The sequence below is a fragment of the Thiovibrio sp. JS02 genome, assembly GCF_053485635.1.
In genome coordinates this window covers 1,825,795-1,846,893 of record NZ_CM130715.1, presented here as the reverse complement: position 1 = coordinate 1,846,893, position 21,099 = coordinate 1,825,795, and the positions used below count along the sequence as shown (strand labels likewise).

Genomic DNA, 21,099 nt, shown 5'->3' with positions numbered 1-21,099 from the left:
GAGCCGGGAAGGAAAGGAGAAAGGTCATGGCGGAAGACGAACCGAAAGAGAAGAAATGCCCGGCGGCGGCGCCTGCCTGGATGTGCACCTTTGCCGACATGATGTCGCTGCTCCTCTGTTTCTTCGTTGTTCTTCTTTCCTTTTCCCACATGGATGAGCCGAGTTTCGCCAAGATGAGCGGCGCCATGAAGGATGCCTTCGGCGTCCAGCGGACAAAGCAGGTCTATGACCCGGCCGGCGGCGAGCTGATGCTTTCGCCCTCCTTCGAGACGGTCCCCTTTGATCCCCGCCAGGAGCTGGAAAGGATTGTCGAGGAGTTTTCCCAGTCCGGCCTGGTGGAATCGGCGGAGACCGAGGAAGGGATTCTCATCCGGGTGAAGGAGCCCCTGGCCTTTGATTCCGGCAAGGCCGAGCTCAAGCCGCAATTTATCGCGCTCCTGGACAAGATCGGCAAGGTGGCCTCCACCTCGGAGGCGGATGTCGCCGTGCATGGGCACACCGACAATGTCATGCTGCGCAAGGAAACCGGCTTTCGCAACAACTGGGAATTGTCCACCGCCCGCGCGGTGGCGGTGGTTGAATACTGGCAGAAGAAGTTCATGATCCCGGCCGGCCGGCTCTCCGCCACGGGATATGCGGACGGCAAGCCCATTATCAGCAACAATACCGAGGAAGGGCGGGCCAAAAACCGGCGGGTGGAGTTCATCATCAAGCCCGCCAAGGGCGGCGAGGCCTTTTCCGGAATCGAAGAGCTGCAGTAGCTTCCGGCGGGAAAATTCTTATAAGGTAACGGAGTGGTACAGGTATGAGAGAATCTTTGAATCGCAGACAGTCGGTCCGCATCACAGACAGGGTGCTTCTCGCCGTCAACCCGGTGTCCCCGGAAAAACTGCAGTCTGTAACGGAAGATTTTCATCACGGGATCTCCCTGTACAACCAGGAGAAGCTTGCCGACATCCAGATGTTCATCGGCGCGCAGACCGCCCTGGTGAAGTTGCGGGAACGCGATGCGGATCTGGCTGATTTTTTGCAGCATCTGGACAATAAGATGAACATGGTTCTGCAGCGGGTGAAGAAGGAAAAAAGCCCCCTCGATGCCCTGGTGCTGCAAAAGGCAAACATCAGCGCCAACGGCATTGCCTTTCAAAGCGACACGCCGGCGCGGCTCGACGATGTTTTCGAGGTCCATGTCGTTCTGCTGCCCGCCTATATCTATGTGTACTGCTTCGGCAGGGTGGTGTCCTGCGAGGCGGCAACAGACGAGGAAGAGGGTGGCGAGAAGTTCCGGATCGCCCTTGAGTACGCCCTGCTTACCGAAGAGGACCGGGAAAAGATCGTTCAGCACAATTTCAAACAACAGAGCCTGGCCCTGCGCAACCGCCGGCTGAATTCCTAAGGGCTTTTTCATGCGTGAGATTACCAGTAACGAGATCCGGGAGGCGGTCAGGGATCTGGCCATTGCCGCGGCCCACGACCTGGAGCCCGATATCCTGGATGCCCTCCTCGCCGCCCGGGATCGGGAAGAGGACGAGCTGGCCAAAAATATCCTCGATCTGCTCATCACCAATGCCGATATTGCCAGCCGGGAGCGGATCCCTGTTTGCCAGGATACCGGCACCGGGATCATTTTTTTGCGTCTCGGTCAGGAGGTGCGGGTGTTGGGCGATCTCCACAAGGCGCTGCAGGACGGGGTGAGGGCAGGATACGAAGAGGGCTACCTCCGGAAATCGGTCTGTGATCCCCTGACCCGCAAGAATACCGGCACCAATACCCCGGCCGTGGTGCATGTGGAAATCGTCCCGGGTGAGACGGTGCGGATCGCCTTTTTGCCCAAGGGCTGCGGCAGTGAAAACATGAGCAGCCTGGCCATGCTTCCTCCTTCCGCAGGGATCGAGGGGGTCGTTGGCTACGTCAGCGAAAGGGTGGCGCAGGCCGGGTCCAACCCCTGTCCGCCGGTGGTCGTCGGGGTGGGAATCGGCGGCACCTTTGAAAAGGCGGCCCTGTTGGCGAAAATGGCTTTGCTGCGCCCGGTGGGAGAGAGGAGCGGGCGTCCGGATGTGGCGGCCCTTGAGGAAGAGCTCCTGCGGACGATCAACGCGCAGGGCAACGGAGTGCATGGTTTTGGCGGGGTGAACACCGCCCTGGCCGTGCATGTGGAAGTCTTTCCTTCCCATATCGCCAGCCTGCCGGTGGCGGTGAACATCCAGTGCCATGCCCATCGACACAAGGAAATCACTCTGTAACAGCCTTCAGCTGGCAGGACGCCGCCTTGCGCCGCATCTGCCCCGACCCCAGAAACCCGAATCCGGAACCAGAAACCCGAAGCCATGTCATTACTGCGATACAGACCGGAATTTTTTGAAAATTTAAAAGAGGTGAGCCTGCCCCTGGCCGCCGATACCCTGACCTCCCTGGCGGCCGGCGAGCTGGTGAGCCTGAGCGGCACCCTGTACACCGGGCGCGATCAGACCCACCGCCGTCTCTGCGCTTTACTCGATGAGGGCCAGGAGTTGCCGGTGGACCTCTCCGGCCAGCTCCTCTATTATGTGGGGCCGAGTCCGGCCCGGCCCGGTCGGGTGATCGGCGCGGCAGGTCCCACCACCAGCTACCGGATGGATCTCTATACCCCCCGTTTGCTGGCGCTGGGGCTCAAGGCAACCATGGGCAAGGGCTCCCGCTCGGCCACGGTGCGTGAGGCCATGGTCTTGCATGGCGCCGTCTATCTTGCCTCCATAGGCGGAGCCGGCGCCCTTTTGTCGAAATGCATCAGGAAGAGCGAACTGGTAGCCTTTGCCGATGCCGGCCCGGAGGCGCTCTATCGCTTTGAGGTGGAACAATTTCCGGCGGTGGTGATCAACGACCTGGCCGGGAACGATTATTACGAAATGGTCGCCGCCCAAAAGAAAAAAGGAGAGGGGTGACCTCTCCTTTTTGTAAGAGCATCGTTTTTTAACCGCCGGTCAGTTGCCGCGGGCCCCACCGTTAAAGACATTCAATCCCTTGAGGAGCATCAGGGCGGTGTTAAGCTGCTGATCCTTGAGTATTTCCTCCTGGGGCGTTTCCTGCGCCTTCGGCTCCGGCTGCGGCTGCTCCTCCTTGCCTTCCTCTTCGCCCTCTTTCGTGTCGGCGCCGCCGTCAAGGCCGTTGCCGATGTGGTGTTTGAGGTCCTTTTCCCGCAGGAATTTTGGCTTTTTCCCGTTTTCCGCCTCTTTTTCCGGCTCATCCTGGGCGGTGATGGCCGAAGGAACGATGATATCCGGAGTGATGCCGGTGGCCTGGATCGAGCGGCCGCTGGGGGTGTAGTATCTGGCCGTGGTCAACCGCAGCCCCGCGCCGTTGTCCATGGGGATGATGGTCTGCACCGAACCCTTGCCGAAGGTCTGGGCGCCCAGGATCACGGCCTTCTTGTGGTCCTGGAGGGCGCCGGCCACGATTTCCGAAGCGCTGGCGCTGCCCTCGTTGACCAGAATCACCATGGGATAGTTGTATTTGCCGTTGTTGTTGTGGGCGTGGAACACGGAGTTTTGCTCCTTGATCCGGCCCTTGGTGGAAACAAGCACTCCCTCGTCGATGAAGATGTCGGCAATTTTGACCGCCTGGTCAAGGAGGCCGCCCGGATTGTTGCGCAGATCCATGATCAGGCCTTTGATCTCACCCTCTTTTTCCAGGTCGGCCAAGGCTTTTTTGAAATCAACGGTGGTCTGGGCCTGGAAGTTGATGACCCGGATATAGGGGTAGCCGGGTTCGAGCATCTTGGCTTTGACGCTGTGGATGGGAATCACGTCACGGACAATGGTGATCTCTTTGAGATCGGTCCAGCCCTTGCGGTGGATGGAGATGGTCACTTCGGTTCCCTTGGGACCGCGCAACCGTTTGACCGCCTCCATGAGGCTCATGTCCTGGGTCATCTCCTCGCCGATCTTGATGATTTTGTCGCCCGCCATCAGGCCCTTCTTCGAGGCGGGAGTGCCTTCGATGGGGGAGACAACGGTGAGGATATTGTCCTTCATGGTGATTTCGATGCCGATTCCGGTGAAGCTGCCCTGGGTTTCTACCTGCAGCTCCTTGAAATCCTCGGGTTTCATATAGGAGGAATGCGGATCCAGGGTGTTGAGCATGCCCTTGATGGCCCCTTCGATGGCCTTGTCGCTGTCGATCTCCTCCACATAGTTTTCCTCGACCAGATTGAGGACATTGGAGAACGCCTCAAGGCTCTTATAGGTGTCCGCGGTTTTTGCGGTTACCGTGGAGTAATTCCAGAGCAGAATGGCTGCCATGGAGACGCCTAGGGAGGCAAGGAAAAATTTCTTCAGGGTGCCTTTGGTGATACGGTTCATACGAAATCCTTCAATAAAAAAGAGCGCTGGAGGAGGGGGATTCTCCAAAACGGGAAAGGATAATATCCTATCATGTCTCGTGCCCGGAGACAATGATTTATCTTCAATAATAAAGGAAAATCAGTTTGTTGCGGTTTTTGCCGCCTTGATGATCAGTTTGGCGTTGTTCACCCACTGCAGGGGATTTTCCGGCGTGGTGCCGTGACGGATCTCGAAATGCAATCCCTCCGCCAGCAAGCCTTCCTGCTCGCTCATGATGCCGATGGCCTCGCCCTTGACCACGGGATCTCCTTCCTGTTTGTAGAACTTTGCCGCCTGCGAGACAAGGCTGTAATACTGCTGGCCGTGGTCAATGATCAGCAGATTGCCGTAGCCGCGCAAAAATCCGACATAGGCCACGTTGCCGTCGTAGATGGCCTTGATTTCCGTCCCCGGGCGGGTTTTGATGTCTATGCCGTTTGAGGAGGTGGTGATTCCGAATTTGCCATGGGCGTTCCTGCCGAAAAGGGTTGTCACCGTGCCGGAAACCGGCGGAGAGAGTTTGCCCTTTTGCGCGGCGAATCCGGCGGTTTCCGGCCTGCGTTTTTTGGCAATGGGCTGACGACGCTTCTTTTTTTCCTTTTCGGCGGCGGCCTTCAACTCTTCAATGGTGCCGGCAAGCCTGTCCGAAGCTTCTTCAAGTTCCGCCAGGGCCAACTGATAGAGCTTCTTTTCGGTTTTCACCTTGTCAAGCAGGGCGAGTCTCTCCCCGCGGGAGGCGGCCAGCTCCTCTTCCTGGCTCTTCACCTGGGAAATGGTTTCGACAAGGGTCTTTTTTTCCGCTTGCAGGGCAAGCTGCGCCTGTTCCAGTTCCTTTATTTTCCGGCGATACTCCTCGAAGACCGTTCGGTCGTGCTTCAGGAGGGCGGCAAAATATTCGCGGACGCTGAGCAGCTCCGGCAGGTCGCTGCTTGAAAAAATGACATTCATCACGCCGATGGCGCCCATTCGGTAAAAGGCGTTGAGGCGCGCCTGGACGTGGGTTTTCGCCTGTTCCTTGGCTTGCCCGGCCTGCGCGGCTTCTGCCTGTTTTGCCTGGATAAGCTGCTCGTGGCCGGCAAGATCCGCCTTCAGTTTGGCGAGGGTGTCGCCTTCCTCCTGGATCCTCTGGTTGAGGCGGTCAAGTTCCTCGGTCAGGCTGTTTTCCTGCTCCCGGGTTTGTTTCACGCGGCTTTTCTGGCCTTCGATGCCCTTCTTGATGCGCTGGATTTTTTTCTGCTGTTCCAGGAGCCGGGAATCGGTATTCCCCTTTTCCGCGGCCAGGGAGGCGGGCAAAACCATGCCCATGGCCAGCAGGAGGCTCAGGGCGAGGATAAATGGGTATCTGCCGAAAGGATTTGTTCGCGTCATGACCCTTAGATTCGGAAAAATCTGCGGATGGAAACCAGGCTGCCGCAGGTGCACAGGGCAATGCTGCTCAGCAGGATGGCAGCGGTGATCGTCGGCGGGAAAAACGTGAAATCGGAAAGCTGCAGAAAGCCGGGGCCGCTGAAACGGTCGGTGATCCAATTATAAAGAAGAAAGAGGGCGAAAAGGCCCAGGGTGGAGCCGAGAAATCCCTGCAGCAGCCCTTCCAGCAGCAGGGGCAGGCGGAGATAGGCGCTGGTTGCCCCGAGCAGTCTGAGGATTTCCAGTTCGTTGTGGCGGGAGACAACGGTGAGACGGATGGTGTAGGAAACGATAAAGGTCATGCTGATGATGAGCAGGCCGCCGCTCAGGAAAACGATGACCCGGATAAGATTGGTGAAAGAGCCGAAACGCTCCAGCCACTCCCGGCCGTACTGCACCTTGGAAACCCCTGGCAGGGAGAGGAGATACTCGGAAAACTGGCTGAGGTGGGTGAGGCTCTGCAGGGATTTTACCGGATAGACCTCGATGGAGGGCGGCAGAAACTCCGGGCCGAGGTCCGCCAAAACATCCTTTTCCTCTCCGAGCTGGGTTTGCAAGCGGGCAAAGGCATCGGCCCTGGAAAGGAAAACGACCTTTTCCACCTCGGAAAAGTCGCGGATCTTTTTCTCCATCCGGGAGCGCATCTGCGGAACAATTTCGTTGTCGAGATAGACGATGAGCCGCACATCGTCGCCGAGCCGTTGGCTGGCCTTGAGCATGTTGGTGTAGACCAGAAAGAAAAAGGAGAAGATCAGAACGGAAAGGGTCACGGTGAGCAGGGTCATGACCTGGGTTCCCCACGTTTTCCGAAGATTTCTGCCTGTTTGGCTCAGGATATAGAGCAGATACACCATTGGCGGATACTCCTTGGCGGGCCGTTCCCGCAAAAGCGCGGCTCAGGCCGGGAACGCTTCGAAAAGTTCGATCTGTCGAGGTTTGCGGCAGGTGTGCATCGAGATCCTGCCGTTACAGAGATCCATGACCCGGTGGTCGGTTTCTTCGTAAATTGATTCATCGTGGGTGGCGATGACGATGGTGGAGCCGTTTTCCTCGTTCAAGCGTTTGACCAGCTTGATGACCAGGGCGGTGGCGGCCGGGTCGAGATTGCCGGTGGGCTCGTCGGCCAGGAGGAGGGCCGGTTTGTTGGCCGCGGCCCGGGCCAGGGCCACCCGTTGCTGCTCGCCGCGGGAAAGTTCGCCCGCCAGTTTGTCGCGTTTGTCGATGAGGTTCAGCATGGTGAGCAGTTCATCGATCCGCTCCGTGATCAGTTTTTTGCCGGCGTAGGTGACCTCCATTGCCATGGCGATATTCTGGGCAACCGTTTGCTTGTCCAGGAGTTTGAAGTCCTGATAGGCAACGCCGATTTTTTGACGCATGCGCTGGATGCCCGGCGGCTTGATCCGGGAAAGATCGCGGCCGCCAACCTCGATCAGACCCTTGCTCGGTGTTTCCAGGCAACAGATGAGTTTGAGCAGGGTGGATTTGCCGGCGCCGCTTCTGCCGGTGAGAAAGAGGATCTCGCCCTTGAAAACCTGAAGGGAGACGTCTTCGAGCGCCACCACGTCGGGGGGGTAGATCTTGGTGACCTTGACCAGCTCGATGAGGGGGGGGGAGGTGCTTGCGTCTTTCTGCATGCTTAAGCCTTTTTTGTCGCACGGGCAAGGATTGCCGGCATCATGGAGAGACGCCCGGCGAAAGGCCGGGAAAAACCACGATGTCGACGGTTTTCATAACGTAACTGGTGGAGTTTGTCACCATCTCCGGGTTGATAATTGGCAGAGCGCGTCGCGGGCCTTTGACCTTCGCAGGTTTGCCCGGTTCGACAAAACCTGCCATAAATCGGGAAGCCAATCCACAATAATCTATAACATTTTAATAATTAAAGATAAATTATAGCATGTGAAAAAAAATTGACACTTTTTTTGTGGATATTGTATACCAAAGAACATAAGGTGTGAAATTTATTAAAAGAAACAAGAAAATTACGACGGCGGTATGATTCCCAATTCCATTCTCCTCCTTGCCGACTCTCCTGGCCGCTCTTCCGATCTTTTGCAACTCCTTGAGAAAAAAGGCATGGTTCCGGCGGTTGTTCGCTCCGAGGCCGAGGCGAGGCGCTGGCTGGAAACGAACCAGTGCCAGGCGCTGCTCCTTGCCGTTCCTTCGGTGCAACCCTACAGCACCCTTCTCGCCGACCTGCAGGAGAACACCCCGCCCCTGGCGGTGATTGTCGCGGCCAGTTCTCCCTCGGTGAATGACGCCATTGTTGCCCTGCAGGCCGGGGCGGCCGACTACCTTGAGCCGCCGCTCAGCGGCACCCGGCTGGCCGCCGCTCTGGACAAGGCCGGGGTTCGGGGCCAGGAAGCGGCGCCGGAGACGGCCGGCCCGGATTCGGGCCGGGGCTGTTCCGCCATTATCGGGCAAAGCAAAAAAATGCAGCAGGTCTTTTCCCTGATCAAAAAGGTCTGCGATGCCGACACCACCGTGCTGGTACGGGGGGAGTCCGGCACCGGCAAAGAGCTCATCGCCCAGGCCCTGCATTTTGAAGGGATAAGGAAGGACGGTCCTTTTGTGCCGGTCAACTGCGGGGCCATCCCCGGTGAACTTCTGGAGAGCGAGCTTTTCGGTCATGAGAAGGGGGCCTTCACCCACGCGATCCGCACCCGGCTCGGACGCTTTGAGCTGGCCCACGGCGGCACCGTCTTTCTTGACGAGATCTCCGAGATGAGTCCCATGCTGCAGGTGAAACTGCTCCGGGTGCTGCAGGAAAAGCAGTTTGAGCGTATCGGCGGCACCCGGACCATCCGTTCCGACTTCCGGGTCATTGCCGCGACCAACCGGGATCTCGATCAGGAGGTCAGGGAGGGGCGTTTCCGTGAGGATCTCTATTACCGCCTCAATGTTATTCCCATCGACGCGCCCCCCCTGCGGGAAAGGGCGCAGGACATTCCGCTCCTGGTCGAGCATTTTGTCGCCAAATTCAACCACGCCAAAAAGAAGAAGATCAAGGCCGTTGAAGAGGGGGTGTTGAACAGCCTGATCCGCTATCCCTGGCCGGGCAATGTCCGGGAACTGGAGAACATGGTGGAGCGGATGGTGATCCTGGCCGGCGGCGAAACCATCACCCTGGAGGATCTGCCCGAGCGGTTGCTCGAAGCGAGGAGTGAAGCGCCCGAACGGATCGAGGAGATTCCCGAGCAGGGCTTTTTTCTGAACGACATGGTGGCTGATTTTGAAAAGCGTCTCATCCTGCAGGCCCTGGAACAGACCAGCTGGATCAAGAACAGGGCGGCCAAGCTTTTGAACGTGAACCGGACCACGCTGATAGAAAAGATGAAACGATTCAAGCTGGTCTCCTCTTCTTCCGAGTCGTAGTGGGAGGGGGCTTTTTTGCTGCCCTCCATCATTGATAAGCCATGGTCTGGAAACGATGAAAAAAAACACCCGCATGCCGTCGCTGCTTTTTGCCCGGATCGTAGCGCTCCTGCTTCTGGCGGGCGTCTCCGGTTTCGGCGCGACAGTGGATTGCTGCCGCGCCGAAGATGCCGGGGGAGCGGCGCAACCGGCCGCGGTCAGCGTGGACCCGGCCTCGCTCTGGCAGGAGGCGCAGGCCGCGGCAACCGCCGGAGAGCTTGCCGAGGCGGCGGATCTCTACCAGCGCTATTACGAGGGCTTCCGCGAGAGCGACAAGGCGGAAGAGGCGCTCTGGCAGGCGGCGCAGCTCGCCAAGAGACAGGCGCAGGAAGGCCCGAGCCCGGACTGGGAGCGGGTGCGCAATCTTTTCCGCATGTTCAGCACGGATTTTGCCGAGTCGGCGCGGGCGGCCGAGGCGTATTTCGAAGTGGGATACGCACACTACCAGATGCGCTTTTTCCGCGAGGCCCTGATCTACTTCAAGCTCTTTGGCGATCGGTATCCCAAGTCGCCCTTTTTGGATAAGGCCCTTTACTGGCAGGGGAGAACCCTGCTGCAGGTCGGGCGCGCCCCCGAGGCGGCCGAGGTGTTTCAGCGCCTCGAAAAATCGGCCAAGGAGCCGGACCTGAGAGCGGAAGCGGCGGTGGGCATAGGCAATTGGCTCTATGCCGAGGGCAAATATCCCGAGGCCCTCGCCCGGCTGCAGGAGGTCATGCGCGCCCACCCCTCTTACTATCTGAAGGACCCCGAGGTGCTGTACGATCTGGGACTGGTTTATCAGAAACTTGGCAAGGAAAAGGAGGCGCAGAGATATTTTTATCATTACCTGAATCTCATCGAGAATCTCAAGCGCAAGCACGAGGTGATTTTCGATCTGGCGGAAAGTTACCACCGCCAGGGGGACAATGCCTCCGCCCAGTCCCTTTACCGTCGCATCGTAGAGGAGGGTTCGCCGGCGGACAGGCCGGTGGTGCTCGCCCAGTTTCGCATTGCCGAATATTTTGACGATCAGGAACGGGCGCTCTCCAAGTGGCAGAAACGCAACGATTTGGGCGATCCGGCAGGAGACAGGCCGTTGCTGGCCGTGGTCGACGGCTTTCACGGCGAACCCATTGCCCAGGATGCGCGCCGGGGGCTTTTTATCCGCTATCGGGCCCGCGATCAGTTTGAGCAGGCCTTTGAGGTCGGCAAGAGCTTTCTACGCAATGACGAGGCAGGAGTAAGGCCGGGCGAGAAGGTGGATTTTGCCAACACCGTTCTTCTTTACCTGGGGGAAGGGCTTTTTGACCGGAAACAATACGAAAAGCTTTACCAGCTCTACGTTGGTGAGCATCGCCATGTCAATACCCTGGACAACGGCAGATTCCTCTTCCTGGTCGGCCGGGCCCTCGAGGCCATGAAGCTCTATGAGCAGGCCGCCGTGGTGTATTACCGCGCCCTGGCCCTGCCGCTCACTCCGGAGGATCGCAGGGATCTCTATTACCGGCGGGCCGAGGTCTATCTTATCCTCAAAAATCATGCCGCCGCGGACCGATTGCTTACCTATCTGCGCGACATCTACGCCAACGGCAAGGAGCTTGGCGAGGTTTACTATCTGAGCGGCAGGCTGAGCGAGGCCAAGGGCCGGAAGGCAGAGGCCCTTGATTATTATGCCAGGGCCGCCTCCGTCCTCACCTTTCCGGAGAAAAAGGCGGAGTATGCCGAAGCGCGTTTGCGCCTGCTCTTTGCCATCGGTTCCTATCCGGAAGTCGCCTCCTCCCTGGAGGCATACGGCCGGCAGCAGTGGCTTGGCCCGGAACCCCTGCAGGCCTGGTACAAACGGCTGGGTGACACCCTGGGCGGCGCAGGCGATGCCGGCGGCGCCCGCACCGCCTATCTCGCCGGGGTGGCTGCCGGGATGCCCCAGGAGAACAAGGCGGCGCAACAGATGCATCTCAAGCTCGGCGAGATGTTTTTCAAGGACCGGCAGATGGAGCAAGGCCGCGCGCATCTGGAAAAGGCCAAGGCCGGGCCGGACAAGCTTCTCGGCAAAAGAGCCCAGGAGCGTCTGAATCAGATCGAGATCAATCAGGGCCGGAAGCGGATTCCCGGTTCCACGGGCTGAACGTGCGCTCGGCGACGGACACAGTATAGCAATGGGGAATTTCACGCTCGACACTCCCGAACACCTGCGGGAGTTCTTTTTTGCCATCATAGAGAGCCTGCCCGGCGGCATCCTGCTCGCCGACCGGCAGGGCAACCTCCTGGCGGTGAACCAGAAGGCTTCGCAACTGCTGGGCCTGGCCGGCAGTTCCATTCAGGACAAGAGCTGCTGGGCGCTGCTGGCCCAGAAATTCGTCCTGGGCGACGATGCGGCGGTGTTGCGCATGCCCGGCGGCCGCTTGCTCTGCGAGAGCATCCCCGCCTCCACCGGCGCGGAAAAGCGCCATGTTCTCATCAGCCGTAACGATCTTGCCAGCCCCTTTCTGCATGTTTCCGGGTTTTTTCTTTCCCTGGAGGACGTCACCTTTCCCACCCTGATGGAGATGCATCTGAACCGGGGCAAGCGTTTTGCCGCCATGCGGGAGATGGCCGAAGCCATGAGCCAGGAGTTGAAAAATCCCCTGGGCAGCCTCGAACTGTACGCCTCCATCCTGAAGCGGGAGCTTGCCGAGGATCCGGACAACGAGCGGATTGCCGCCCAGATGCTGGGGGCGGTGCGCACCATGACCCATCTCCTGAATAATTTTGTCACCTTTTCAGGATTGCCGCAGCCGGAGATGAAAGCGGTCGATCTGACGGTGCTGTTGAAAAAAAGCATACAATCCCTCCAGGAAATGGCGGCCGCGCATGGTATACTCATCGAAAGCCGGCTGGGGAAGGGGCAGGCGGCGGTGGTCGGAGATCCGGCCCTGCTGGAGCAGCTGTTTGTCAATATCGGCCTCAATGCCATCGAGAGCATGCCCGGCGGCGGCATCCTTGCCGTGGCCTTGAAAACGGTGCGGGCCGACAAGGAGCACGGGCCGTTGCTGGAAGTGAAAATAAAGGATAATGGTTGCGGGATTGCGCCGGAGAGCCTGGAAAAGATCTTTGACCCCTTTTTTTCCACCAAGGGGGGCAAGCGAGGGCTGGGGCTGGCCATCGGCCATTATATTGCCGAGATTCATAACGGCTTGATAGAAGTTGAGAGCAGGCAGGAGCGCGGCACCACCTTTCGGGTACTGCTGCCCGTGGCTTCTGCCTGAAGCGAAGAAGATTCCAGGGAACCGGATGGGAACCGATGGCTGAACAGAGTCGCAGGATACTGGTTGTCGATGACGAACAAAACATGCGCATTGCCCTTTTCGAGGCGTTGACCCGCAACGGCCATGAGGTTGCGGTTGCCGAAAATGGTCGGATGGCCTTGGAGATGATCGCCAAAAACAGGCCGGATCTGGTCGTGGCCGACATCAAGATGCCGGAGATGGACGGCATCACCCTGCTCGGCCTGGTGAAGGAGGCGCACCCTGATCTGCCGGTGGTGATCATGACCGGTTTTGCCACGGTGGATACCGCGGTGGAAGCCATGAAGCGGGGTGCTTTTGACTATATCCTGAAGCCCTTTCCGGTTGAGGTCATTGAAGAAACCGTGGCCCGGGTTTTTGCCCGGGAGGGCAAGTTGCCGGCCCCCGCCGCGAAGGCGGCCGCCCCGGGGCGGGAGGAGAGCCGGCTTTCGGACCGGCCCATCATCGGCAAGAATCCCAAGCTCCTGCAGCTCATGGCCCGGGCCAGGAGTGTGGCTTCGAGCAAGGCGACGGTGTTGATCCTCGGTGAATCCGGAACCGGCAAGGAGGTGTTTGCCCGCTATATCCATCAGGAAAGCGACCGGTGCAATGGTCCTTTTGTGGCCTTGAACTGCGCGGCCCTGCCGGAGGGGCTGCTTGAGAGCGAGCTTTTCGGCCATGAAAAGGGGGCGTTTACCGGCGCCATCGTCACCAAGAAGGGCAAGTTCGAGCTGGCCGACGGCGGCACCCTGCTGCTCGATGAGATCGGCGAGATCCCCTTGCATCTGCAGGCCAAGCTTTTGCGGGTGCTGCAGGAGGAAGAGGTGGATCGGCTGGGAGGGCGAAGCCCCATCAGGATAGACGTGCATGTGCTGGCCACCACCAACCGGGATCTGGAGGAGGCCGTCAAGGAAGGCACCTTTCGCCAGGATCTCTATTACCGCCTCAATGTCATTCCCCTGCGGTTGCCCGCCCTGCGGGAGCGCAGGGAGGATATCTGGCTGCTGGCGGATTTTTTCGTCAGAAAGTATTCGAGCCAGTACGGCAAGGAGCTGAAGAGCCTTTCCCCGGCGACCAGGATCCGTTTCGGGGAGTATGGCTGGCCCGGGAATGTTCGGGAGATGGAGAATCTGATCGAGCGCGCCGTGCTCCTTTCCCAGGGGGGAGAACTCGAGCCCTGGGATTTCTGGGATGACGTGGAGCCGCCTTTCCTGGCCGAGGCAGGCAAACCGCCCGCGCTTTCCGGCCCGGAAGGCGCGGGCGGCCTGCCTGCCGTTGCCGCGGCAAACACCTCCGCGGCCATCGACATCGGCAATCAGACCCTGCGCGAGGTGGAGCGTCAAATGATTTTGCAGGCCCTGCACAAGACCGACAATAATCGAACACATGCGGCCAGGATTCTCGGGATCAGCGTGCGCACCCTGCGCAACAAGCTCCATGAGTACCGGTCCCTGGGAGAAATCGGTTAAATCAGGGGGCGGGGCACCGTGATCCTGGCCGGTGTTTTTATTTTTTTGTTATTTCAGCAAGTTGCACTCCAAATGTCTGGGTTTTCCCGGTGGAGATCTCCGCATTTGCCCAGGAACCCGTCTTTTTTTTCCTTTTAAAAATCTGTGGCAATATAAAAAAAGAAATTGTCTCTCCTCTTTGGCATTTCCTTTGCAAGGAAACCATGCAAATCATTTGCTCGAGGAGAAAAATATGCCTATCAATTCACTGTTCGGTGGTTCGGTTGAGACAATGCGGCAGGCACTCACCCTGCGGCAGGAACGCCAGGGCCTGATCCAGTCCAACGTGGCAAACTATGAGACCCCGGGCTATACGGTGCAGGATTTCAAGTTCGCCAAGGTCATGGAGAGTGTCATGACCGGCCAGGGTGAACTGGCGAGAACCAGCCCCGGGCACATGGAGCTTGATGCGGTGGAGGTCAGCAAGACCAGGGAGTTTGCCGAGGCCAGGCGCCCTGTGGATCTTGACGAGGAGATGGTCAAGCTTGCCGAAAACCAGTTAATGTATCAGGTGGTCGCCAGAACCGTGAGCAAGAAATTCGAGGGCATGCGGTATGCCATCGATGAGGGAGGTAAATAATAAATGGATATCCTGACGGCAATGCAGATCAGCGGCTCCGCCCTCAAGGCCGAGCGCACACGGCTCAACATCTCGGCAATGAATCTGGCCAATGCCAACACCACCCGCACCATGGAGGGAGGCCCGTATAAGGCGAAGTCCGTTGTTTTTGCGGCCAGGCCCCTTGAGGGCGTCAATTTCCAGGACGCCCTCAATTCCACCACCGAGCGCCTCCGCAAGGTGGAGGTGGTGAAGGTCGTGGAGGATAAGGCGCCGTTCAAGGAGGTGTATGATCCTTCGCACCCCGATGCCGATGAACAGGGAATCGTTCGGATGCCCAATGTCAATGTTGCCGAGCAGATGGTTGACATGATGAGCGCCCGGCGCGCCTACGAGGCCAATGTCACGGCCCTGGACTCGGCCAAGAGCATGGCGCTGAAGGCGCTTGACATCAGCAGGTAGGATCGGTCGGTTTTTCAGTAAAAAGAGAAGGTGAACCACATGAAAGAGATCACCATGCAGGCGGTGCCCCTTGCCGGCTCTTCGAGTCCGGTGCCGGGAGGCGGGAAAAAGGTGGAGCAGACGGGGTTTTCCGAGATGCTCCGCAGTTCGATGGAAACCGTGAACGGCCAGATGCAGGAGGCGGACCAGCTTGTCACCGGTCTCGCCGCGGGCCAGCATGCCAACATCCATGAAACCATGATCGCCATGGAAAAGGCGGGGATCTCCTTCCGTCTGATGACCAGGGTGCAGCAGAAGGTCATCGATGCCTACCGTGAAGTCATGAGGATGCAGCTGTAGTTTGTAGGTATTTGCGTAACCGCAACCCAGGGAGTGAAGAGCGCATGGCTACCCCAAAAGAGATTCTTGAGCAGATCGTTTCCATCGTCAAGGGCCTGAGTGTCACCCAGAAAATAATCGGGGCCGTGGTCATCCTTGTGGTGGTCGGCGGGCTCCTGAGCCTGACCATGGTCGGGCAGGCCCCCTCCTACAAGGTTCTTTTCTCCGGCCTTGCCGAGGAAGATGCCGCCGAGGTGGTGGCCAAGCTCAAGGATCAGCGCAGTCCATACCAGATCTCAGATAACGGTTCCACCATCCTGGTGCCGGCGGAGCAGGTCTATGAGATCCGCCTTGCCTTGGCCGGCGAGGGGTTGCCCCGCGGCGGCGGGGTGGGCTTTGAGATCTTCAATGAGAACAGTCTCGGCACCACGGACTTTGTGCAGCGCCTCAATTATCAGCGGGCCCTGCAGGGGGAACTGGCGCGGACCATCCGTAATTTCCAGCAGGTTGTCGAGGCCAGGGTCCATATCGCCACCCCCAAGGAATCGGTTTTCATCGAGGATGAGAAGCCGCCCACCGCCTCAATCAGCGTCAAGCTGCGCGGTCGGGAAAAATTGACTCCGCATCAGATCCAGAGCATCGTCAATCTGGTGGCCAGCGCCGTTCCCGGCCTGAGCACCGACAACATCACCCTGGTGGACACCAGCGGCCGTCTGCTCTTCCGCAAGCAGGCGGAGGGTGAAGGCGTGCTCACCGGCAATCAGCTTGAGCATCAGATGAAAATAGAGGATACCCTGCGCCAGAAGGTGGAGACCATGCTGGAAGAGGTGGTGGGGGTCAACAAGGCCCGGGCCCGGGTCACCGCGGACATCGATTACAGCCGGGTCGAACTCACCGAGGAGAATTTCGACCCGGAGGCGCAGGTGGTGCGCAGTGAGCAGCTGCTCACGGAGAATGATCAACGCAGCGGCGCCACTCCCGAGGGGATCCCCGGCGTGAAAGGCGAACTGGCCACCTTTGCCGAACCAGGGGCCGAGGGGGCCACCGGTGGCGGTTATAACCGGCAGAATGTCACCCGCAACTATGAGATCAGCAAGCAGGTGAAGCATGTTCAGGAGAAGGGCGGGAGTGTCAAAAAATTGTCAGTGGCGGTGATGGTCGATGGTACTTACGAAAAGAGCGTTGACAAGGACGGGAACACGAGTCTAAAATACCAGCCACGCAGTGCGGAAGAAATGCGTTATTTTGACAAGTTGGTGAAAAACGCCATCGGCTACGACGAGGAGCGGGGCGATCAGGTGGAGGTGGCGAGTCTGCCCTTTGCCCTCTCGGCAATGCAGGAGGAACAGCCCGACGTGATGGAGAAATGGCGGGCGATGACGGAATGGCTGGCCATGCCGGTCATCTCCCTGCTGATCGCTCTCCTGGTCATCCTCTTCGTGGTCAAGCCGTTCTTGAAGATTCTGGCCGCCAAACAGATAGAGACCCAGCGGGTTGCCGCCATGGCGGAACATGGCGGGCATCTGCCCGGGGTCGGCGGCGAGGAGGATGAAGACCTTGCCCTGACGCCCCGCGGACTTACCGATCAGGAGCGGATTTTCCGCCTGGCGCAGAGCGATCCTGATCGGGCCGCTGATCTCGTTCGTCGCTGGTTACGTGAAGAGGCTTAATTTATGAGCAAAGGGAAAAAGGAGCCTGGGGGAGCAGCTGGCAGCTCCCTCACCGGTCCGGAGAAGGCGGCGATCTTCATGCTCACCGTTGGTGAGGATTTTGCCGCCCAGGTCTTCCAGAGGCTCGACGCGGATGAAATCAAGCTGGTCGGCCGGCAGATGGCGCGGATCGACAAGGTTGACCGCGACGACCTCAATGCCCTGCTCACCGAATTCAAGGCCGACACCGGCGACTCCGATATTTTCCTTTCCGGCAACGAGATGCTGGAATCCGCCCTGAAACGGGCGCTCTCCAGTGACAAGGCCAGCGAGATCCTTGAAGAGATCCGTTCCGACTGGAAGCTGACCCTCTTCCAGAAGGCAAGAAAGCTCGAACCCAAGGTACTGGTCAACTTTTTGCGCAACGAACACCCGCAGACCGTGGCCCTGGTTCTTTCCGTTCTCGAACCCACCCAGTCCGCCCAGATCCTCGCCGAGTTCAACGAGGATGTCCAGGTGGAGGTGGTGATGCGCATGGCGGAGCTGGACAAGGTGAGCCCCGAGATTCTCGTCGATGTGGACAGGGTTCTCCAGGATGAGCTTCTTTCCGTGGAAGGCATGGAAGGGCAGCGTCTCGGCGGCGTGGCGGCGGTGGCGGAAATCCTGAACAACGCCGATCGCGCCCTGGAGGCTTCGGTGCTCGAAGGCATTGAGGAGCAGCGGGAATCCCTGGCCGACGAGATCCGTCGCCTGATGTTCGTCTTTGAGGATCTCATGGGGGTCGATGACCGGGGTATCCAGGCGATCCTGAAGGAGGTCAGCACCGACGACCTGAAGATCGCTCTGAAGATCGCCTCGGATGACCTCAAGGAGAAGATTTTCAAATGCATGTCCACCCGGGCCGTGGAAATGCTCAAGGAAGACATGGAAATCATGGGGCCGACCCGGGTTCGCGACGTCGAGGCGGCCCAGCAGTCCATCATCAAGATAGCCAAGCGCCTGGAGCAGGAGGGCAAGATTCAGCTCATGCAGGGTGCCGGCGGCGAGGACGAATTTGTCTAGAGTCATCAAGCTGCAGAAGGATCTTACCGTGCAGAGCGCCCCGAAGCTTGAAACCGAAGAATTTCTTTCCTTTGAGGATTTCTGGCAGAAGGAGGCCGCCGGCGAGCCGGAGGCGCCTGCGGAGAAGCCTCGGGATCCCCGCGAGATTGCCGAGGAAGAGGCCGCGGAGATCGTCCGTCAGGCCCGGGAGCAGGCCGAAAGGATCAAGCAGGATGCCCATGACAAGGGCTTTGCCCGGGGCGAGGCGGCCGGGAGTGCCGCGGGTCACGAACAGTACCGGGGGCGGATTGCCGCCCTTGATGCCTTTCTGGCGGCTCTTGAGGGGCAGCGAGGTGCGGTGCTGCGCCAGTATGAGGAGGATCTGCTCGCCCTGATCAGGAGCATGGTGGAGCGGCTGGTGCACCACGAGGTTTCCGTGAATCCCCTCGTCATCCAGGCCTGTCTGAAAAACGCCATGGAGTTTGTCGTGGAGAATTCCACCGTGCAGATCCACCTCAACAACGAGGATTTCAACCGCCTCAAGAAGGCCAGCCTGGAGAATCCGCGCCTGATCGAAGGGAAAAACCGGATTCAACTGGTTGAGGATCCCAATATCAGCGCGGGCGGTTGCCTCTTGAAAACGGATTTCGGCGAAATCGACGCCACCCTGGAAAATTGTAAGGAAAAGCTTTATGCCGCAGTGGACAAGGCTTTTCTCGCCGCCCTGGGCGACAGCTGAAGCTCCGGCTCCCCGCTTCTCCCACGGTGGAGAGGCTTCCTCCCATTACAGGACGCGTACCCCATGAATCTTTCCCGCTGCCGGCAGGTTGTGCAGGATCTCCCCCTGATCACGGTGGGAGGCCGCGTCAATCAGGTGATCGGCATGGTGCTGGAAAGCCTGGGGCCGGGGATTCCGGTGGGCAGCATCTGCGAGGTGGAGGTCTTCAAGGGAAAGGGCCGGGTGCTTGCCGAGGTGGTCGGTTTTCGCGAGGGGCGGGTGCTCCTCATGCCCTTGGGTGAGATGCGCGGCATCGAGCCGGGCAGCGCCATTCGGCTGGTGGGGGGGCAGGCCAGCGTGCCGGTGGCGGAATCGCTGCTGGGCAGGGTAATAGACGGTCTCGGCAACCCCATGGACGGCAAGGGGCCGCTTGACGCCGACACCCTTTATCCTCTCTACGCCGAACCGCTCAATCCCATGTCCCGCGAGCGGATTCTGCAACCGGTGGATGTGGGGGTCCGGGCGATCAACGGTCTGCTCACCCTGGGCAAGGGCCAGCGCATCGGCATTCTTGCCGGCTCCGGGGTGGGAAAAAGCACCCTGCTTGGCATGATCGCCCGGCACACCGCCGCCGATATCAGCGTTATCGCCTTAATCGGCGAGCGCGGTCGTGAATTGAAAGACTTTATCGAGCGGGATCTCGGTCCGGAGGGCCTTGCCCGTTCGGTGGTGGTGGTGGCCACCTCGGATCAGCCGCCCCTGGTCCGCATGCGCGGGGCCTATCTGGCCATGGCCATCTCCGAATTTTTTCGCGACCGGGGCAGGGATGTCATCCTGATGATGGATTCCGTGACCCGCTTCGCCATGTCCAGTCGGGAGGTGGGGCTTGCCATCGGTGAGCCGCCCACCTCGCGGGGCTATACGCCTTCCGTGTTCGGTCAGTTGCCCAAGCTGCTGGAGCGGGCGGGAACCTGCCAGGGCAAGGGCAGCATCACCGGCATCTACACCGTCCTGGTCGAGGGTGACGACATGAATGAACCCATTGCCGATGCGGTGCGCTCCATTGTCGACGGCCACATCATCCTGAGCCGTGATCTGGCCAGTCAGGGGCATTATCCCGCCATCGAGGTCATGGGCAGCGTCAGCCGCTGCATGACCGACGTGGTTTCCAAGGAGCAGGTCCGGATCGCCCACCGGTTTCTGGAGGTCATGGCCACCTACCGCCGTTCCGAGGATCTGATCAATATCGGCGCCTATGCCCGCGGCAGCAACCCGAAGATCGACAATGCCATCGGCATGATCGACCGGTTGACCGGATATCTCAAGCAGGCCGTTGACGAAAAGGTATCCTTTGCCGAGAGCTCCAGGCAGCTGGCCGCCATCTTTACCGCTGAAGAGAAAGGGGCAAAGGCGAAGGTCCGTTAAGGGGAGGTGTGAGGGATGGCTTACCATTTCAGGCTGGAAACGGTTCTTGCCCTGCGGCGCAATCTCGAAGAGCTTGCCCAGCAGAAATTGGCCAGGGAGTTGCTGATTCTTGAATCCCACACCCAGAGGCTTGCCGGACTCAGGAGCCAGCGGCAGGCTCTGGTTGACGAGTTTGAAGAAAAAAAGCGCAACACCATGCCTGCGCCCCTCTTTTCTTTTTATATGGACGCGATTTCCCTGAAGGAGCGCGAGATCGAAGCGGTTACCCGGCTGTTGGAGAGCCAGCAGCAGGTGGTGCTCGCGGCAAGAGAGGCGCTGGCCGAGAAGGTGCGGGAAAAAAAGGTGATGGAAAAGGCCAGGGAGCGCGATTACCAGAAATTTTTGCAGGCACAGATGAAAAAAGAGCAGAACGAGGCCGATGAGCAGATGGTGCTGCGTTTCGGCCGGCACGGCAACCAGCATTGAGCCAGGCCAAAAACAATCCGAGGGCGCAGGGAAGAGCATGAGAATACCCCGTTCCAAAATCTGTATCCAGGGGGCCATTGTTTTGGCCGTGTTGTTCGCCGCCCTGCCGGCGGCCACGGAGAAAAAGCCCGTTGAGGCCTCCAGTCAGGAGATCGCCCTGACCGCCACACTCAGGGAGCGGGAAGAGGCGGTCGCCGTCAAGGAAAAGGAGCTTGCCGACAAGGAGGGCAATCTTGCCGCCCTCTCGCGTGAGGTGGATGAGAAATACGCAAAACTCATCGCCCTGCAGGAAGAGGTCAAGGCGCAGCTCGCGGAATTGAAGAAGGTGCAGGATCAGCGTTTCAAGAATCTCATAAAGATCTACAGCAGCATGAGTGCCTCCAAGGTGGCGCCGCTGCTTGATAAGATGGATGACGACGAGGTGGTGGAGATCCTGAAGGCCATGAAGACCGACGAGGTCGCCAAGATCATCCCGAAGCTTGATCCGGAAAAGGCGGTGCGGGTGAGCCGGAGCCTCGGCATGCTCTGAGGTG

At 59.2% G+C, this 21,099-nt stretch carries 21 protein-coding genes; 17 read left to right on the top strand and 4 right to left on the bottom strand.

The genetic code is table 11. The annotated features are described in order from the left end of the window. Positions 1 to 26: 26 nt before the first annotated feature. From ACUUL3_RS08585 to ACUUL3_RS08570, 4 genes are all read left to right on the top strand, one after another. Positions 27 to 761 (top strand): OmpA family protein, encoded by a 735-nt coding sequence (locus ACUUL3_RS08585; RefSeq protein ID WP_448550571.1) that lies wholly within the window; start codon positions 27 to 29, stop codon positions 759 to 761. Between the two features lie 44 nt (positions 762 to 805). Next, a complete protein-coding gene (locus ACUUL3_RS08580) occupies positions 806 to 1,396 on the top strand; it encodes a PilZ domain-containing protein (protein ID WP_448550570.1) in 591 nt (196 codons plus the stop codon). A 10-nt stretch (positions 1,397 to 1,406) separates the two neighbouring features. Next, positions 1,407 to 2,243: a fumarate hydratase gene (locus ACUUL3_RS08575; protein ID WP_448550569.1), complete on the top strand. Its 837-nt coding sequence runs from the start codon at positions 1,407 to 1,409 to the stop codon at positions 2,241 to 2,243. An 84-nt stretch (positions 2,244 to 2,327) separates the two neighbouring features. After that, entirely contained in the window at positions 2,328 to 2,921 is a 594-nt protein-coding gene (locus tag ACUUL3_RS08570; RefSeq protein ID WP_448550568.1) for a FumA C-terminus/TtdB family hydratase beta subunit, read from the top strand. Positions 2,922 to 2,960: 39 nt separating this feature from the next. Here ACUUL3_RS08570 and ACUUL3_RS08565 read toward each other — a convergent pair whose 3' ends face one another. The 4 genes from ACUUL3_RS08565 to ACUUL3_RS08550 all read right to left on the bottom strand — a co-directional run bounded on the left by ACUUL3_RS08565 (position 2,961) and on the right by ACUUL3_RS08550 (position 7,399). Next, entirely contained in the window at positions 2,961 to 4,337 is a 1,377-nt protein-coding gene (locus ACUUL3_RS08565; RefSeq protein ID WP_448550567.1) for a S41 family peptidase, read from the bottom strand. A gap of 120 nt (positions 4,338 to 4,457) precedes the next feature. Then, a complete protein-coding gene (locus ACUUL3_RS08560) occupies positions 4,458 to 5,726 on the bottom strand; it encodes a murein hydrolase activator EnvC family protein (RefSeq protein WP_448550566.1) in 1,269 nt (422 codons plus the stop codon). Between the two features lie 5 nt (positions 5,727 to 5,731). Further along, on the bottom strand, positions 5,732 to 6,619 hold the full coding sequence (locus ACUUL3_RS08555) for a cell division protein FtsX (protein WP_448550565.1): 888 nt from the start codon (positions 6,617 to 6,619) through the stop codon (positions 5,732 to 5,734). Between the two features lie 42 nt (positions 6,620 to 6,661). Further along, positions 6,662 to 7,399, bottom strand: coding sequence for a cell division ATP-binding protein FtsE (locus ACUUL3_RS08550; protein WP_448556396.1), 738 nt, complete (start codon positions 7,397 to 7,399; stop codon positions 6,662 to 6,664). Positions 7,400 to 7,760: 361 nt separating this feature from the next. On the opposite strand from ACUUL3_RS08550, the gene ACUUL3_RS08545 reads away from it, so the two are divergent. From ACUUL3_RS08545 to ACUUL3_RS08485, 13 genes are all read left to right on the top strand, one after another. Continuing rightward, on the top strand, positions 7,761 to 9,140 hold the full coding sequence (locus ACUUL3_RS08545) for a sigma 54-interacting transcriptional regulator (RefSeq protein WP_448556394.1): 1,380 nt from the start codon (positions 7,761 to 7,763) through the stop codon (positions 9,138 to 9,140). A gap of 55 nt (positions 9,141 to 9,195) precedes the next feature. Next, positions 9,196 to 11,283, top strand: coding sequence for a tetratricopeptide repeat protein (locus ACUUL3_RS08540; protein WP_448556392.1), 2,088 nt, complete (start codon positions 9,196 to 9,198; stop codon positions 11,281 to 11,283). 31 nt (positions 11,284 to 11,314) lie between these two features. Beyond that, positions 11,315 to 12,403 carry a two-component system sensor histidine kinase NtrB gene (locus tag ACUUL3_RS08535; RefSeq protein ID WP_448556390.1) on the top strand — a complete coding sequence of 363 codons (1,089 nt, stop codon included), beginning with the start codon at positions 11,315 to 11,317 and terminating at the stop codon, positions 12,401 to 12,403. A gap of 35 nt (positions 12,404 to 12,438) precedes the next feature. Beyond that, complete coding sequence (locus ACUUL3_RS08530) at positions 12,439 to 13,890, top strand: sigma-54-dependent transcriptional regulator (protein ID WP_448556388.1); 1,452 nt, start codon at positions 12,439 to 12,441, stop codon at positions 13,888 to 13,890. A gap of 232 nt (positions 13,891 to 14,122) precedes the next feature. Continuing rightward, positions 14,123 to 14,509, top strand: a complete 387-nt coding sequence (gene flgB, locus ACUUL3_RS08525; RefSeq protein WP_448556386.1) for a flagellar basal body rod protein FlgB — start codon at positions 14,123 to 14,125, stop codon at positions 14,507 to 14,509. Positions 14,510 to 14,512: 3 nt separating this feature from the next. Next, positions 14,513 to 14,950, top strand: coding sequence for a flagellar basal body rod protein FlgC (gene flgC, locus ACUUL3_RS08520; RefSeq protein ID WP_448556384.1), 438 nt, complete (start codon positions 14,513 to 14,515; stop codon positions 14,948 to 14,950). Between the two features lie 39 nt (positions 14,951 to 14,989). Continuing rightward, positions 14,990 to 15,289, top strand: a complete 300-nt coding sequence (fliE, locus tag ACUUL3_RS08515) for a flagellar hook-basal body complex protein FliE (RefSeq protein ID WP_448556382.1) — start codon at positions 14,990 to 14,992, stop codon at positions 15,287 to 15,289. A gap of 44 nt (positions 15,290 to 15,333) precedes the next feature. After that, entirely contained in the window at positions 15,334 to 16,938 is a 1,605-nt protein-coding gene (fliF, locus tag ACUUL3_RS08510; protein ID WP_448556380.1) for a flagellar basal-body MS-ring/collar protein FliF, read from the top strand. Positions 16,939 to 16,941: 3 nt separating this feature from the next. Beyond that, positions 16,942 to 17,979 carry a flagellar motor switch protein FliG gene (gene fliG / locus ACUUL3_RS08505; protein WP_448556379.1) on the top strand — a complete coding sequence of 346 codons (1,038 nt, stop codon included), beginning with the start codon at positions 16,942 to 16,944 and terminating at the stop codon, positions 17,977 to 17,979. Continuing rightward, positions 17,972 to 18,697 (top strand): FliH/SctL family protein, encoded by a 726-nt coding sequence (locus ACUUL3_RS08500; protein ID WP_448556377.1) that lies wholly within the window; start codon positions 17,972 to 17,974, stop codon positions 18,695 to 18,697. The genes fliG and ACUUL3_RS08500 overlap by 8 nt, the downstream gene beginning before the upstream one ends. A gap of 63 nt (positions 18,698 to 18,760) precedes the next feature. Beyond that, positions 18,761 to 20,101 (top strand): FliI/YscN family ATPase, encoded by a 1,341-nt coding sequence (locus ACUUL3_RS08495; RefSeq protein WP_448556375.1) that lies wholly within the window; start codon positions 18,761 to 18,763, stop codon positions 20,099 to 20,101. A gap of 15 nt (positions 20,102 to 20,116) precedes the next feature. Further along, positions 20,117 to 20,566, top strand: a complete 450-nt coding sequence (fliJ, locus tag ACUUL3_RS08490; protein ID WP_448556373.1) for a flagellar export protein FliJ — start codon at positions 20,117 to 20,119, stop codon at positions 20,564 to 20,566. Between the two features lie 37 nt (positions 20,567 to 20,603). Next, positions 20,604 to 21,095 (top strand): MotE family protein, encoded by a 492-nt coding sequence (locus tag ACUUL3_RS08485; RefSeq protein ID WP_448556371.1) that lies wholly within the window; start codon positions 20,604 to 20,606, stop codon positions 21,093 to 21,095. Positions 21,096 to 21,099 lie beyond the last annotated feature (4 nt).